General features: G+C 63.4%; 15 protein-coding genes. 5 read left to right on the forward strand and 10 right to left on the reverse strand.

Annotated features, from left to right (window positions below):
- Positions 1–8 precede the first annotated feature (8 nt).
- From LJY25_RS11165 to LJY25_RS11180, 4 genes are all read right to left on the reverse strand, one after another.
- Positions 9–3059 carry a tetratricopeptide repeat protein gene (locus LJY25_RS11165; RefSeq protein ID WP_227608420.1) on the reverse strand — a complete coding sequence of 1017 codons (3051 nt, stop codon included), beginning with the start codon at positions 3057–3059 and terminating at the stop codon, positions 9–11.
- A 3-nt stretch (positions 3060–3062) separates the two neighbouring features.
- Positions 3063–3350, reverse strand: coding sequence for an Asp-tRNA(Asn)/Glu-tRNA(Gln) amidotransferase subunit GatC (gene gatC, locus LJY25_RS11170; protein ID WP_227608421.1), 288 nt, complete (start codon positions 3348–3350; stop codon positions 3063–3065).
- A gap of 12 nt (positions 3351–3362) precedes the next feature.
- The gene (locus LJY25_RS11175) at positions 3363–4217 is read right to left on the reverse strand and encodes a lysophospholipid acyltransferase family protein (protein WP_227608422.1); all 855 of its coding nucleotides are present in this window, start codon (positions 4215–4217) and stop codon (positions 3363–3365) included.
- Positions 4218–4340: 123 nt separating this feature from the next.
- Positions 4341–4916: an NUDIX domain-containing protein gene (locus tag LJY25_RS11180; protein WP_227608423.1), complete on the reverse strand. Its 576-nt coding sequence runs from the start codon at positions 4914–4916 to the stop codon at positions 4341–4343.
- A gap of 412 nt (positions 4917–5328) precedes the next feature.
- On the opposite strand from LJY25_RS11180, the gene LJY25_RS11185 reads away from it, so the two are divergent.
- Both LJY25_RS11185 and LJY25_RS11190 read left to right on the forward strand, forming a co-directional pair.
- The gene (locus LJY25_RS11185; protein WP_227608424.1) at positions 5329–5574 is read left to right on the forward strand and encodes a hypothetical protein; all 246 of its coding nucleotides are present in this window, start codon (positions 5329–5331) and stop codon (positions 5572–5574) included.
- Positions 5575–5689: 115 nt separating this feature from the next.
- Positions 5690–6265, forward strand: a complete 576-nt coding sequence (locus tag LJY25_RS11190) for a ribonuclease HII (protein ID WP_227608425.1) — start codon at positions 5690–5692, stop codon at positions 6263–6265.
- A gap of 186 nt (positions 6266–6451) precedes the next feature.
- Here LJY25_RS11190 and LJY25_RS11195 read toward each other — a convergent pair whose 3' ends face one another.
- From LJY25_RS11195 to LJY25_RS11205, 3 genes are all read right to left on the reverse strand, one after another.
- Entirely contained in the window at positions 6452–6898 is a 447-nt protein-coding gene (locus tag LJY25_RS11195; RefSeq protein WP_227608426.1) for a response regulator, read from the reverse strand.
- A gap of 65 nt (positions 6899–6963) precedes the next feature.
- Positions 6964–8502 carry a sensor histidine kinase gene (locus LJY25_RS11200; RefSeq protein ID WP_227608427.1) on the reverse strand — a complete coding sequence of 513 codons (1539 nt, stop codon included), beginning with the start codon at positions 8500–8502 and terminating at the stop codon, positions 6964–6966.
- Positions 8503–8532: 30 nt separating this feature from the next.
- Positions 8533–8889: a CZB domain-containing protein gene (locus tag LJY25_RS11205; protein WP_227608428.1), complete on the reverse strand. Its 357-nt coding sequence runs from the start codon at positions 8887–8889 to the stop codon at positions 8533–8535.
- A 293-nt stretch (positions 8890–9182) separates the two neighbouring features.
- Here LJY25_RS11205 and gcvT point away from each other — a divergent pair, with 293 nt between their 5' ends.
- Together gcvT and LJY25_RS11215 are read left to right on the forward strand one after the other, a co-directional pair.
- Positions 9183–10292 carry a glycine cleavage system aminomethyltransferase GcvT gene (gene gcvT / locus LJY25_RS11210; RefSeq protein WP_227608429.1) on the forward strand — a complete coding sequence of 370 codons (1110 nt, stop codon included), beginning with the start codon at positions 9183–9185 and terminating at the stop codon, positions 10290–10292.
- 123 nt (positions 10293–10415) lie between these two features.
- A complete protein-coding gene (locus LJY25_RS11215; protein WP_227608430.1) occupies positions 10416–11144 on the forward strand; it encodes a 2-phosphosulfolactate phosphatase in 729 nt (242 codons plus the stop codon).
- Here LJY25_RS11215 and LJY25_RS11220 read toward each other — a convergent pair.
- A complete protein-coding gene (locus tag LJY25_RS11220; RefSeq protein WP_227608431.1) occupies positions 11139–11513 on the reverse strand; it encodes a nucleotide pyrophosphohydrolase in 375 nt (124 codons plus the stop codon). The two genes, LJY25_RS11215 and LJY25_RS11220, sit on opposite strands and share 6 nt — an antisense overlap.
- A 93-nt stretch (positions 11514–11606) precedes the next feature.
- Positions 11607–12062, reverse strand: coding sequence for a D-aminoacyl-tRNA deacylase (dtd, locus tag LJY25_RS11225; RefSeq protein ID WP_227608432.1), 456 nt, complete (start codon positions 12060–12062; stop codon positions 11607–11609).
- A gap of 134 nt (positions 12063–12196) precedes the next feature.
- Between dtd and LJY25_RS11230 the strand changes: the two genes are divergently transcribed.
- Positions 12197–13675, forward strand: a complete 1479-nt coding sequence (locus LJY25_RS11230; protein ID WP_227608433.1) for a hypothetical protein — start codon at positions 12197–12199, stop codon at positions 13673–13675.
- 65 nt (positions 13676–13740) lie between these two features.
- On the opposite strand, the gene LJY25_RS11235 is transcribed toward LJY25_RS11230, so the two are convergent.
- Positions 13741–15105 carry a hypothetical protein gene (locus LJY25_RS11235; RefSeq protein WP_227608434.1) on the reverse strand — a complete coding sequence of 455 codons (1365 nt, stop codon included), beginning with the start codon at positions 15103–15105 and terminating at the stop codon, positions 13741–13743.
- Positions 15106–15122 lie beyond the last annotated feature (17 nt).

Below are 15122 nucleotides of genomic sequence, written 5' to 3' on the forward strand. Positions count from 1 at the left end.
AAGCTAAGTTATTGCCAGGAGGCCGCCGCCGCAGCCTGAGCGGCGCGCCGTTGGTCGTACTGGGCGAGAAAGGTAGCGTATTCGGCCGGGGCAAGCAAAGTACCCAGTTTCTCCACCGACGTTGCAGCGTACTCCCGCAGGCCGGCCTGCACCGCCGCAAAGGCATGGGCCCGGAGCATCGGCACTGATTCTGGCGCGTACTCAATGCCCCGCAGCAGGATGGAATAAGCTTCGAGAGGATTCTGCCGGCGGGCAAAGAAGTCGGCCCCGGCCAGCATACCCGATTCCTGAAACGGTGCCTGAAAGCTCAGCTGCTGGTAAAGCCGGCCGGCTTCGTCGGGGCGGTTCTGCGCCTCAGCCAGGGCGGCACGGAAGTACAGTCGCTCGGGCTGGGCGGCCGGGCCGAAGTAGCCCTGGCTGAGCAGCCTGTCGAGCTCAGCCGGCAGCTTGGCTTGGAGCAGGTAGTGCCCCCGCAGCACGTTCCAGGCCGAGGCGGAAGCGGAGCGGGTGCGGGCCGCCGGGGCAAAGCGCTGAATGACTTCGGCTACGGCAGCCAGCTGACCCGCCTGCAGTGCCCGCGGCACCTGGGCCAGCAGCGCCGCCTCCCGGGCCGCCGGGCTTTGAATGGCGGTAGCCTGGGCCAGCAGACTTTCGGGATAGAAGCTGCCGCCCCGCAGCACCAGGTACTGCGCCCTGGCCGAGTCGGGAACCTGAGCCAGCTGCTGGGGCGTAAGATTTAGAATAGTGAGCAGGCCCACCGCCTGCCTGACTACGGGCATATCCTTCTCTTTGGAAGCCCGCAGGGCCTCGGCTTTGGCGGAATCGGGCCGGGCGGTGAGCGCCAGGGAGTAGGCATGGGGCAGCGCGGCCGTGGTAAAGCCGTTGGATACGGCCCGGGCCAGCAGGGCTTCGGCCGAGGTGTACTGCTGCTGCTCCAGCAGCCAGAGCCCCCGCATCTGCTGGTAGTAGGCTGCGCTGGGTGTGTTGTTGCCGCCCAGCAGGGGCAGCAGCAGGGCCTGCGCTTCCACGGGGCGGCCCCCATAGTGCAGCAGCAGGCTTCGCAGCAGCGTCAGCTGTTCGAAGTAGGCCTCGTTGCCGGGCCGGGCCGAAAGCGTAGCCAGCATGGGCAGCATACTGGTGTCGCGTGCCGCTACCTGGTGCAGGCCGGTATGGTAGAGCCGCCCAAATGCCGGCAGGTCCAGGTCGTGGTTGGGTGGTACGTCGGCCTGGGCCGGGCCTGGCTGACGGAGCAGGCGACCTAACAGCAGGGCATTGCTTTGCAGGGCGGGCTCATCGGCGTCCTGCCCTTTCAGAAATTCCGTTGCGGCCGGCAGCTGTCCGCTCTGGATCAGGTATGCCAGCTGGTTGACGCGCAACACCGGGTCGTCAGGGGAGGCGTCTTCGGCCCGGGCGCGGTAATAGGCAATGGAATCGGTGAGAAACGAGCGGCCAAACAGCTGAGCCAGGTTGGTGGCCAGCGGGGCGCTGTCGGGTGCGTCGCGGATACCGCCCCGCAGCACATCCAGGCGGTCGAAGAAGTCGGCCTGCTCGTTGAACAAAGCCGCCAGGCGCAGGGAAATCCGCTCGGACGGCTCCCGGCGCAGGGTCCGGCGCAGCACGTTAATCTCGTTCTGCCGCTGCCCCCGAAACCGGTACAGGGCCGCCCGGCCCAGGCTGGCCTTGTGGTTGAAGCGGTCCAGCACGTCGCTCTCGGCGTAGTAGCGCTCCGACAGCAGCGCCAAGCCTTCGTTGTCCGGCTGCTGCTCGCTTTGCAGTCGCACCAGGTCACCGAGGTTGTTGTAGTAGCCCGCGCTTACCTGGTCGGTGAGGGCGAAGTTGTAGCGGTAGATAATCAGAAACAATCCGGCTATGCCCAGCAGGTAGGCCGCATAAAACGGAAAACGCCGGGGCTCAAACACCACCCGGTACACGCGCAGCCGCTGCTTGATCAGGGGGGCAAAGTTTAGCAGGATATACAGGAAGAAGGCCGCCCCGATGGCCAGTAATGCCCAGGCCGTAAAGCTGCGGGCCGCGTCAATCAACGGGGTGTTGAAGCTGGCAAAGGCGTAGCCCAGGGCCGCCAGGGCCAGGCCAGCCACGGCCAGGTACAAGTGGGCCGCCCCCGGCCAGAACGGCACCCACGCCCCATACGAGGCGGCACGCCGGGGCAGAAACAGCCAGCCGATAACCACTGCCGGCAAGAGTAGCACCAACGGGTCGAAGCGCAGGCCGGGCAGGATGAATAGCTCACCCTGATTCAGAAAGTACAGCAGCAGTATGCCCAGGTACAGGCCGCTGGCCAGCACGAACGGCAGCAGGCCAAAGCGGCTGCCGGGGTTTTCGGCCTGGGTATTAAACCAAAGCAGCCCGTGGATATTCTCAATGGCGACCCAGACTACCAGCAGAGCCACGGCAGCTGCCCCGGCGTACGTAGCGTAAGCGGCCAGGTGCAGCACGGTAATGTCGGCGGGAAAGCCGCTTTGCAGAAAAATCAGGACACTCAGCGCGGCAATCAGGCCCGTAAAGGCCAGCAGGCGGCGGAGCAGCGGAACGTCGGTCCAGAAAGCGTGGAACACGTAGGCCGGCAGCCCCAGCGTGAGGAGGGAAAGCAAAAGAAAATACTGCTGCTGGGCGCTGAAAATACCGAGCTGGTCGGTGTTGAGCGACATCAGCAGAAAGATGACCAGGGCCATGCCGGCTACAAACGCCATCCGGGGCAAGGCAGTAATGGCGGCCAGGAAGTATGCCAGGCAGCCGGCCAGAATCAGCAGGAAAACAGCGGCTGCCTCGGGCTGCACGTAGGGCCCGGCCACGTCGTAGGTCTGGGTGATAAGGTAGCCGTTGACCTGCAGGGGCAGTTCGGCCAGCCCGATCCGGACGGGCGTCAGCGGCACCGGAACCGGGGTTAGCTGGGAGGTAGCCTGTAGCGGCAGGGTGCGGTCGGCGCCGGTTGCGTAGTGAAACAGGGCCAGGGCAAAGGCGAGCAGGACCAGCACGGCCAGACCGGCCAGGGGCCCGCGCCAGGGGGAGCGGGCGGGGGAAGCGGGGAGGAGCGCCAAGCCTTATTCCAGTACTTTCGGTACGCGGAAATAGTCGGAGTCCTTGCGCGGGGCATTGCGCAGGCCTTCCTGGTGCGTCACCGAGTTCAGGGCCTCGTCGGGGCGCAGCACGTTGATTTCGTGCGAAAGGTGCACCAGCGGCTCTACGTCGGTGGTATCCAGCTCACGGAGCTGCTCTACCCAGTCGAGAATCTTGTTCAGGTCGCCGAGCATCTGCTGCTCTTTGGTAGCATCGAATTCAAGGCGGGACAGGTGGGCCAGTTTGCGCAGGGTGGCAAGGTCAGTACTCAAGGGAAAGCAACGTTAAGAGACGGAAGAAGAGGGAAGGGGCTGGGAGCCGGCCCGCTGGGCTTGGCGGGCCGCTTTGTGGCGCAGGTTTGGCCGGGGCAGGCGGGAAGCCTCGGGGATGCCGGCGTCCTCGGGCCGAAACTCACTGGCAATGGCGTTGTAGGCCTGCTGCTTGAGGGCATCCGCATCTTCCAGGGTAAGCCCGGTCGTCGGAATCGGCTCGTGCAGCACCACCCGGAGCGGGGAGTAGCGCACCCGCAGGGAGCCTTCCACATCGGGCAGGAAACGGTGGTTCAGGGGCATGGAAACCGGCACTACCGGTACTCCGGCGCTGATGGCGAGCTGAAAGGCGCCCACCTTAAACGGCAGCATCTCTTCGCCGGGCTTGGTCGAGATAGTACCTTCCGGGAAGATGACGACCGAGCGGCCGGCGGCGAGGCTTTTGCGGGCCTGCACGATGGAGCGGCCCCGGCTCACGGCGCTTTCGCGGTTCACGGTAATGTAGACCTGCCCGAAGATGGGGCCCCAGAGCGGCACTTTCGCCAGGGAGCTTTTGCCCACAATGTTCAGAAAGCCCGGAATAGCCTTGAACAGCAGAGGAATATCAATGTAAGAGCTGTGGTTGGCCACGTACACGCAGGGCTGGGTCGGGGGAAGGGGCTTTTTGATGACCACGTCCACCGGCATGCCCCACATGCGGATGATAAAGATCGACCAGCTGCGGTTTAGCTGGTGCAGGTGGCGGTGCCAGGCCGGCTTGCGCACCAGCACCAGCTGCAGGGGGTAAGTGACCACGAAGGGCAGCACAAACCAGAAGGTGCTCCAGGTAGTGTAGAGCCGGTGACCAATAAAACGAAGCAAACCAGGCATACGACAAAGGTAGCGTAGAACTCGTAGTGCGCCCCGGTTCCGGGTTCGCACCTCTAAAATACACAAGATTAGCAAGCCTGAAAAGCCCGGCCCTTTGCTGAACGCACTACTGCTCAGCTGAAATCAGCGGCTGGCCAAGACTTTTTCAGCTTTCAGCAGGCCGGCCACGCTGATGGCGTCGGTGATGCGGTTGTCCATGGCCATGCGGACGGCTTCGGCCAAGGGCAGCTTCCAGAGGCGCAGGTCCTCGGTTTCCTCGGGCTCGGTTTCGCCCGGGGTCAGCTCTTCGGCCAGAAACACGAAGCCTTCTTCGTCGGTAACGGAGTTGGAGGTGTGCAGGCGGGCAATGTTGGTCCAGCGGGCGGCGCTCAGGCCGGTTTCTTCCCGCAGTTCCCGCCGCGCCGATTCCAGGATGTCGAGCTCCACCGGGCCTCCGCCCATCGGAATCTCCCAGGAGTACTCGTTAAGCGGGTAGCGGTACTGGCCCACCAGCCAGGTGTTGCCCTCGGCATCCACCGGCACGATGCCCAGGGCCTTGTTTTTCATCGACACCACCCCGTAGATGCCTAGTCCGCCCGCCGGGTTGATCACCTGATCTTCCCGCACGCTGATCCAGGGGTTCTGGTAGCGGACTTCGGTGCTGAGCACCTGCCAGGGGTTGTGGTTTTCGTCGAAGGGGAAGCCGGGCACGTGAGGCATAAAATGGATAGCAGAATAAGTGCGGCACAAAGGTAAAGCGTAGCGCCGGGCTATTTTCATTCGCAGCGCAGAAGCCAGCTTCCGGCGAGTAAATCCTGCCGTTCATCCAAAAGTTGAAACTAAGCCCCTGAGGGAGAGTATTTTTGTATCAGTAATAAAGACCAGCGCAGTGGAAGTCTGTGGAAAGGAATACTTCTGCTGCGTCGCGCCGTCCCGGTAGTGAGTAGGGTGGATTTTAGTTTTTACCGGACGGCGCCGGTTCAGGCCGCTACTGATTCAGTAGCGGCCTTTTTTATGCCGTTTGCCTTAGCCGGGAGGAGTCACGCACAGAAGCCGTGCCCAAAACCTGCCCGCCGCCGGTGCGTACCAATCAGGGAAGGCCGCAAACATCCCGGCCCGCACCGCACCCCTTATGGCCAATCAACCAAAAAACCAGTCCAACCCCGAGCCTCAGCCCGGTGACCCGCTCTTCAACCTCAAGCACGCCCAGGCCGAAGCCGAGCTGCAGCAGAACACCGGCGGCCTTGGCCCGACCACCAATGTGTACATCACCACCGACGAAGAAGACTCCATGGATGATGGTCCGCGCGACAAGCAGGGCCACCGCCGCGGCGAGCCGGATGGTCCGGAAACCGGTACCACGGCCGGCCGCCACTAAATAGCCCGGGACTTGGTCCCAACCAGAAAAAGCCTCTCCGGTCGCACTGCGGCCGGGGAGGCTTTTTTGCGTTCGGGGGCGGGGCGGCTGCCGGCGGGTTGTAGCTTTGCCGGCTATGCTACTTGCTTCCTACTCGGGCCGGCCCCGCGAGGCGGGCCTCGACGAAGCCGGCCGGGGCTGCCTGGCCGGCCCCGTATTTGCCGCCGCCGTAATCCTGCCCCCCGATTTCGCCTGCGCCTATCTGAACGACTCCAAGCAGATGACGGCCCGGCGCCGGGAGCTGGCGCGGGCACAAATCTGCCGGGAGGCTGTAGCCTGGGCCGTGGCCGAAGCCTCGCCCGATGAAATTGCCTCCATCAACATCGCCAACGCCAGCTACCTGGCCATGCACCGGGCCGTAGCCGCGCTGGCCGTAGCGCCCGAGTTTCTGATTGTGGACGGCAACCGGTTCAAGCCCTATCCCAGCCTGGAGCACTGCTGTCTGATTCAGGGCGACGCCCGCTACCAAAGCATTGCTGCCGCGTCAGTTCTGGCCAAAACGTTCCGGGACGAGCGGATGCGGGAGCTGGCGGCCAAGTTTCCCGAGTACGGCTGGGAGCAGAACGCCGGCTACCCCACCGGCCGGCACCGCGACGCCATCCGCACCCACGGCCCCACTCCCCACCACCGCATGGGCTTCCGGCTACTGTGAGAGGAGTGACGGAAGCGCGGAGCAAGCGTACTGGTAGCGGTAATAGGTCAGCCGTCCTGGGTGATACCGAAGCCCTTTTCAACAGCAAAGCCCCGGCGTACGCATACGCCGGGGCTTTTATAACAGAAGATTTTGCTTACTGCTCAGGCGGGTGGTATCGGAACCCATACTGCAGCAGATGCAAAACTAGCTTTCCTTGAGCTGTAGCAGGTCGAGGAAAAGGCTGAAGCCGTCGACGGTCGAACCGCCTTCACCGAACTTGTCGAAGTTGAGGGGCTTGATGATGTAGCCGCTGACGGCCAGGTCCCGGGCTTTCAGGCGGTCGGTTTCCAGGTCGGAGGTGGTCATGATAAACACGTTCAGTCCTACCATCTCCGGGTCCGAGCGCAGGGCTTCGAGCAGCTCCAGGCCGTTCATGCGGGGCATGTTGATGTCAAGCATCACCACGCTGGGCTTGTCGATGCGGGTCTGGCCGCCCTCACCGCGCAGCATACCCAGGGCGTCGCGGCCGTTGCGGGCAATGTGGAGGGGGACAGTAATGTTGTGCTTGCGCAGTTCACGCTGCACATTCATAATATCCATCTGGTCGTCTTCGACGAGCAGAATACTGGGTTGATGAAGGTCAGAAGACATACAGTTCGGAAAGGAAACGCGGCGGGGCAGAAGGTTTCTGTGGGGGTATACGCAAAACTGACAGCTTAGGCCACCTGAGGAGTATCTACGGCCGCTCCGCGCTTCAGCATGGCCAGGCTTTCCTCTTTCGGCCAGGTAAATACAAATGTGGCGCCCTTGCCCTCTTCCGACTCCACGTGGATGCTGCCGCCCTGCCGCTCCACGATTTTCTTGACGATGGCCAGGCCTACCCCGGTGCTTTCCAGGGTGTCGCGCTCAGTCAGCGTCTGGAAGATGACGAAGATCCGCTCGTGGTACTCGGGCGCAATGCCAGGGCCGTCGTCGGCCACAGAAAAGATGTACTGCTGCCGGTCTTCCCGGCAGGAGATGCGCACGGCTCCTTTTTCGGGCTGATGATGGTACTTCAGGGCATTGCTGATAAGGTTGGTAAACACCTGCTGGAGCTGCACGCGGTGGGTAAACAGGGTGGGCAGGTAGGTGGGCAGCTGCACCCGGAATCCTTCGGGCGGGGCCAGGGAGTCCACGATTTCGGTGAGCAGCTCCCGCACGTTTACCCGCTCGGTGGCCTGCTGTACCCGTCCCACCCGGGCCAGGTCCAGGATGCCGGTAATCAGGCTTTCCATGCGGTGCACCCGGGTGCGCATCAGCACCAGAAACTCGCGAATGTGCTCCGGCAGCTCCTGCCCCATGTCTTCCTCAATCCAGCGGGAAGCACTTTCAATACCGCGCAGAGGGGCCTTCAGGTCGTGCGACACCACGTAGGAGAACTGGTCGAGCTCCTTGTTGCGGCGCTCCAGCTGCGTGAAGCTCGAGCCGATGGTGCTGGCCATCACGTTCAGCGACGAAGCCAGCTCGCTCAGCTCGTCCTGGTCGGTGTCCTGGATGCTGGTCTGGTAGTCGCCGCCGGCAATGCGGGTGGCCAGTCCCACCATGCGGTTGATGCGTTGGGCAATCAGACGGGTGATGTACATGGCCCAGGCCAGCCCCAGGATGATGGCCGTCACGGTGAGCCCTAAAGAGATTAAGCGGGTCTGGTTGATGCTTGCCGCCAGCTTTTCGCGCAGCTGGTTCCGGTTGCGGAACTCGGTGCTGTCGAACGCCTCGAACAGGATGCGGATCTGGTCCACGAGCTGCTTGCCGGTCATGTTGTCGCTCAGAACCCGGTGCTCCAGGCCCTCCATGCCGATGTGGTTGGGGTCGCGCCGCCGGGCTTCGCGCTTCTCGCTGATGAGCAGGTGGGTGTAGGCGGCCCACTGCTGGTACAGGCGCTGGGCCCGCACCAGCCGCTCGTACTGTTCCGAGCCGGTTTCCAGGTTTTCGCGGAGGCGGGCAAACCGGCTCAGCAGCTCCCGCTCGCCTTCGTAGTAGGAGTCGAGCAGCTGCTCGTTGCCCATGAGCAGGTAGCCCCGGAAGCCGGTTTCCATGTCGATGATGTTGCGCAGCAGGGTGGTGCCATCCGACGTAATCTGCTGCGACGTTTCCACGCGCTGGGAGTTGCGCAGCACCTTGCGCGAAAGCTGGTAGTTGATGAATACCACCACCGCAAACAGCAGGGAAATGGCCAGGAAGCCAGCAAAGAGTTTGGTAGAAAGCTTCAGTTTCATAGGCAGGTGCCCAGGGATAAAAAGAAGAAGTTAGCGGGTCTGCTCCTGCAGCTGGTGCAGCAGCCGGGTTACCCGGTCCGCCAGTTTTTCGACGGCCGGAAAGCCTTCCCGGGCCCGCTCGGCCTGCCCGCGTTGGTACAGGTCCATGAGCTTATTGGCTTCCTGGTGAATCAGGGTGTGTACGCGCTCCAGCTCCAGAAAGTCGGGGAAGGGGCGAAGCTGGTCCTGCACCGGCTGCTGCAGCCACTTGCCGAACGAGCACTGCAGCGGGTCGCGGATGGGCGCCTCGGCCATTGGGCTGCCGTAGAGAAAGGAACGCAGCTTGCTTTTAAAGCCCAGGTGCTTGATCAGCGCTTCGGTGAAATCGGGTTTGGAGTCGTGGGTCATGTCCTCAGTCTATCAGGCGCGGGGTGGCGGGCCGGATGGTCAGAAAATAGGCCGGCTTTACCGGCAGTCCAAACCAGGGAGCCGGCCGGGGCGCGTGGCTTGCCCGGGAGAATTAGCTAATTTCGCCGCTCATCCCGGCTGCGTTTCAGCCGGGCGGCTCAGCGCCCGGCGTCCTTTCCGGCTTTACCTCCGGAAGCCGACCGCCGACCGTCGTGCTTGTTGTACTCCGAAGCCGTAAAAACGTTTTCCTGACCTTTTCCCGCCCACCCCAACTTTCCCGCATTTCAACTCCCATGGCCGAAGAACTCAAAACCGTAGTCCTCAACGATGTGCACCAGCAACTGGGTGCCAAGATGGTGCCTTTCGCGGGCTACAACATGCCGGTGCGCTACTCCTCCGACCTAGAAGAGCACCACACCGTGCGCCGGGCCGTCGGCATCTTCGACGTATCCCACATGGGCGAGTTCCGGGTGCGCGGCCCCCAGGCCCTGGACCTGATTCAGCGCGTCACGTCCAACGACGCCAGCAAGCTCACCAACGGCAAGGCCCAGTATTCCTGCCTGCCCAACCACGAGGGCGGTATCGTCGATGATCTGCTGGTGTACAAGCTGGCCGACGAGGACTACATGCTCGTCGTGAATGCCTCCAACATCGACAAGGACTGGAACTGGATTCAGCAGTTCAACACCGGCGGCGCCGAGCTGGAAAACGTATCCGACCAGATCAGCCTGTTTGCCGTGCAGGGCCCCAAGGCGGCCGACGCGCTGCAAAGCCTGACCGACGCCGACCTGAAAAGCATTCCTTACTACTCCTTTGTGCAGGGTACCTTTGCCGGGGCCCCGGACGTCATCATCTCGGCCACCGGCTACACCGGCGCGGGCGGCTTCGAGCTGTATGTGCCCAACGAGCACGCCAAAGCGGTGTGGGAGCGGATTATGGAGGCCGGCAAAGCCTACGGCATCAAGCCCATCGGCCTTGGCGCCCGCGACACGCTTCGGCTGGAAATGGGCTACTGTCTCTACGGCAACGATATCGACGACACCACGTCCCCGCTCGAAGGCGGCCTGGGCTGGATTACCAAGTTCACCAAGGAGTTCACCAACTCCGCCGCCATCAAGCAGCAGAAGGAGGAAGGCATAAAGCGCAAGCTCGTGGGCTTCCTGCTCGATGGCCCCGGCATTCCGCGCAGCCACTACCCGCTGGTCGATGAAAACGGGGAGCCGGTTGGCGAGGTGACGTCCGGCACCCAGTCGCCGAGCCTGAGCAGGGGCGTAGGCCTGGGCTACGTGAAAACCGAGTTCAGCACCCCCGGCAGCCGGATTTTCGTGCAGGTTCGCGGCAAGAACTTCCCCGCCACGGTGGTGAAGCTGCCCTTCGTGCCCGGCACCGAAGAAGTGAAATAAGCAGGCTGCGAAGCCGGGAAGTGGTGAGTTTGACGTTCGACCCGCTGGTCGGGCGTCAGGCTGACCACTTCCTTGTTTCCGGCCCTTCCAACGCCCACCATCAACATCCCCCTTATTCCCTTCATGCCTTCCATCGACGTCTGCTTTTCGCCCGAGTTACTGCCGCTTTCCGACCTGCGCGGAAAGGTTGCCGTTATCGTGGATATCCTGCGGGCCAGCAGCACCATCGTCACCGCGCTGGGAGAAGGCATCAGCCACGTGTTTCCGGTGGCAACGCTGCCCGAATGCGCCGCGCTGGGCCAGGAGCAGGGCTGCCTGACGGCCGCCGAGCGGGACGGGGTGCCCGCCGCCGGCTTCGACCTGGGCAATTCGCCCTTCAGCTTTCTAACGGATGGCCGGCCCCATGCCGGCCGGGCGCTGGCCATCAGCACCACCAACGGAACCACAGCCCTGCGCCGCTCCCACGCAGCCGCGCACATCGTAGCCGGCGCTTTTCTGAACCTGAGCGCCGTGGCCGGCTTTATCCGTAGCCAGCAGCGGGACGTGTTGGTGGTCTGCGCCGGCTGGAAAGGCCAGTTCTGCCTCGAAGACACCGTATTCGCCGGGGCCCTGGCCGCGCGCCTACAGCACGGGTTTGACATCAGCTCTTCCGACGCTACCCTGGCGGCCCTGCACCTCTGGCAGCAGGCCCAGGCCGATTTACCAGCTTACCTGCTGCAGTCGGCCCACGTGCGCCGCCTTAATTCCCTCGAGGCCAGCCAGGACTTTGAGTTCTGCATGCAGATCGACACCTATGCCCACGTGCTCCCAGTCTGGGAAAACGACCGGCTGGTGCTGGCGCAGGGCTTATAGCAGGGGCTTTTCGGGCAGGCCGGGCTTGGGCCGCTTGTCGGGCTGGCGCAGCTTCTCGTTCTGCTGGTGGCGGGTGGCGTCGCGCTGGGTTTTCTTGGCCAGGTTCTTTGCCAGGGCTTCAGTCAGGTTTACGCCCGTTTGGTTGGCCAGGCAGATAACCACGAACAGCACGTCGGCCAGTTCATCGGCCAGCACCTTATCCTTGTCCGACTCCTTGAACGACTGCTCCCCGTACTGCCGGGCAATGATGCGGGCCACTTCGCCCACTTCCTCCGTCAGCATGGCCATATTGGTCAGTTCGTTGAAATACCGGACGCCGGTGGTCTGAATCCAGGTATCCACGGTTTTCTGCGCTTCTTCGATTGTCATAGGATAGTCAGGTTAGGAATTGCCGATGCGCTCCTCACTGCAAGGGCTGAAGGTAGAAACCGGGAACACGGGCCCCACAGCCAGCGCGCTGTCCTAGATTTTACCGACCGGCGAATCGAGCACAATGGTAACCGGCCCGTCATTCAGAAGGCTGACCTGCATGTCGGCGCCAAACTCGCCGGTGGGCACGGGCTGGCCCAGCAGCTTTTCCAGCATCCGCACGAACTGCTCGTAGAGGGAAATGGCAAGGGGTGGGGGCGCGGCCCCGATGTAGCTGGGGCGGTTGCCCTTGCGCGCATCGGCCAGCAGCGTGAACTGGCTGACGACGAGCACCTGCCCGCCCACGTCCTGCACGCTCCGGTTCATTTTGCCCTCCTCGTCGGAAAAGATGCGCAGCTGTACGAGCTTGCGGGCCATCCAGTCGAGGCTGGCGGTGTCGTCGTCGGGGGCGAAACCGGCCAGCACCAGCAGGCCGGGACCAATCTGCCCGGTGATGCGCCCTTCCACTGTGACGCTGGCGTGGCGCACCCGCTGAACTACCGTGCGCATAAGGAAAAGAAAGCTACGTTGGGAAATAGGCTGGCAAGCATCCGGCAAGTATAAGGCAGCATCCGTTAAGACTCTTTCTGCGGCATCCTTGCTTACTTGCCGCCGTGTTGGCCCGGCCCCCTCAATCATCTGCTTTGCGCACCATATCCTGGCTGGGCCCGGCGCTGCTGGTCGTGGCCGCCGTGCGCCTGCACGGGCTGTCCGCCGCTGCCCTGCCCGACTACGACTCGGTGCGCAACTGGCAGATTGTGCGGGAAGTGGCCGCCGGTAACCTCAGCAACCTGTTTCATCACGGCAGCCCGGGCTTTTCGCTGCTCTACGCCCCAGTAGCCTGGTTTACGACCAGCTTCCACGTCTTCCAGTACCTGAATGCCCTGGTCGCGGTGGCTGCCGTGGGCTGGCTGGCTGTTTTCATCCGGCGCGAAGCGGCGCTGCCTGCTCTCGAAGCCGGCCTGCTGACGGTGCTGATGGGAACCTCGGTGTTTCTGACTTTCTCGGGCCGCGACTTTACCATGAGCTCCTGGAGCCTGCTGGCTTTTACGGGCTTGCTGCAGGCGTACTATCAGCGCCTGCGCGCGCCGAGCCAGGCTGCTTTGCTTCGCAGCGTAGCCTGGGTGGCGGCCGGGCTGAGCATCAACTACAAGTTTCTGCTGATCCTGCCCATCCTGGCGGTGTTCGAGCTGTGGCAGCGCGATGGGCAGCTTTGGCAGCGCGGCAGCTGGTGGCGGGTCGGGCTGATTCTGTTGCTGCCCTATGTGGTACTGGGGGCGGTGGGCGTGGCCGGGGGCTTGCCCTGGCACCGCTGGCCGGCAGTGTACTATAACATCATCAACCCAGGCGCTGCCAACCCGGCCGGCCGCATCGACAAGGTTCAGCTCGACCTGCTGTACTACCCCCGCTTTTTGTGGGATTTCGAGTCGCCGCTGGTGCTGGCCACGCTGGTAGCCGTGCCCCTGCTGTGGCGGCGGGAGCTGCTGGGCAACCTGCGCCGCATCAACCTGGTGCGCTACCTGGCCGGGTGGGCCTACGCGTTTCTGGCAGGCATGTCGCTGCTGCTGAAGGCACCCCGGGGGCTGCTGCTGGTGTACGCGCTGTTCTGGGTGCTTGCGTTTCTGAGCGTACGTCGGCTGGTGCCGGGGCGGGGCCTGCTCATCGTGGTGCTCGGCGCCATTCTGCTCAACGTCATCAGGGTTCAGCGCGAAATCTACGCCTACACGCCCAGCAGCTACCCCCGGGTGGCGACCTGGCTGCGGGAGCAGGGCGCGACGGGCGTCGTCAGCACGGTCGGGCAGGGCGCAGCTCCGTTTCTGGAGCCCGGTACCCGGCTGGCCGTAGTGCTGGACGAGCGGCAGCTACCGGCCCTGGCCCGACAGGGCTACGATTACGTGCTGCTCGACAACTACTGGCACGTGACGAACGTCGCCCGGTTTGACTCCCTGCGCCGGGAGCCGCCCCTGAAGGTCTGGCCCGAGCCCATGCTGACTTCTCCGCTGCTTTATCTGGAGCATTCCGAGTTCACCGGCCTGAGCTACCGAGCCACCTTGTCCCGGCAGCGGGCCGCGTCCCGGGACCCGTTTCAGCTGCAGCTCTACCGTTTGCCCCGAACGCGGTAGGAGTGGGTCCAGACGAAAAAAGGCAGCCCCGCAGAGCTGCCTTTTTTGGTTGCCGTTCGGGCCGCTTAGGGGCGGGCCGTGGTCGGCAGGGTGTTGGGGTCCACGAAGGGGATGCTGGCCTTGTAGGTCGTGTTCAGCACCCGGATAAACTCGTTGGCCAGCAGGGCATTGCCCCGGGGCGTGAGCGAGTACATATCCAGGGAGTAGATATTGCCGCGCACCGGCTCGGTGGTGTACAGCACTCCGTTAAATGAAATCTGGTTGGCAATCTTGTTAAAGAAAGCCACTTCCAGATCCAGATAAGGCAGCTTGTACACGTTGTCTGCCAGACGAATCAGCTCGGTGTTCAAAGCCTTGAGAGCCGGGTTGATGCGGGTGAACTGGAACTCGTCGAGCACGTCGCGGCGCACCAGCGGGTTCAGGCGGTCGAGGCCGTAGCGGGCGGTGCGGGTGCCGCCACCGGGCATGGTCACCGTTTCGGCCCGGCCCAAGCGGGCCAGGCCGCTGGGAAGCACAAAGTCATTGTCGCCCGCCTGCCGGACGGAGTTGGCCGGCGCAGCAATGATAAAGATAGTGTCATTAGGGAAGCGGCTCTGCACTTCGCGCCGGGCGCCCTGCTTCAGAATGGGGAGCCCGCTCAGGTCGGGGTTCAGGGCAATAATACCTTTGCGGCCCCCGGCCGTGAGGCGGTCCAGAATTTTTTTGGCGTTGGCGTTCAGCGTGCTGATGGACGGCACGGTGCCGCATTCGCCCCCGCTCAGCACGTAGGGAATGGCGTCGCCCATGCCCATGAAGAACGTGAAGAAGGTTGCGTTGGCGCTGACGTCCGTCACGGCCTGCAGGTAGGTCCGGTTGTCGCCAGCCGGCAGCAAACGCTCAAAGTAGGGATTGAACTGGTCGACCCGGTTCAGGTTGGCTTCGTTGCCGAGGCCAATCGTTTCAATCTGCGTGAGGCGAATACCCGGCACCCCGAGGTTCTGGGGGAGAGTGGTCTGCGACCGGGGGTAGAGAAACACGGTGTCGGCTCCACCACAGGCGGCGGCGTTGGCAAAAAACGGCCGGCCCCCGCGGTCAGGCCTTACCCGGGCAGTGATGGGCACGTTGTTGGCGGTGTAGCCGACCAGTCGCAGGTAGCCGGTGCCCTGCTCGGAAGTCAGGGTGGGCTGGGTGAACGTCACCGGCTGACCGGTCTTGGCCAGCTGCTGGGCCAGCAGGTTCGGGTACGAGTACTGCTGGGAAGTCGGCGTGAGGCCGCCTTCGCTGAAGCCGGCCGTGTAGGAGTCGCCCACCGCTACGTAGCGGCTGAAGTCGGCAGCGCCCGGCGAAGGAGTAGGGACGTCCTGTTCGGGCGTACAGCTGCCGAAGCCCAGAGTGCCCAGGGCCAGCAGGAAAGTTGCCCGCAGGGCAGCAGAAGCAAGAAGTTGTTGCACGATGGTCCGGCAGTCAG

The sequence above is a fragment of the Hymenobacter translucens genome, assembly GCF_020685205.1.
GTDB lineage: Bacteria > Bacteroidota > Bacteroidia > Cytophagales > Hymenobacteraceae > Hymenobacter > Hymenobacter translucens.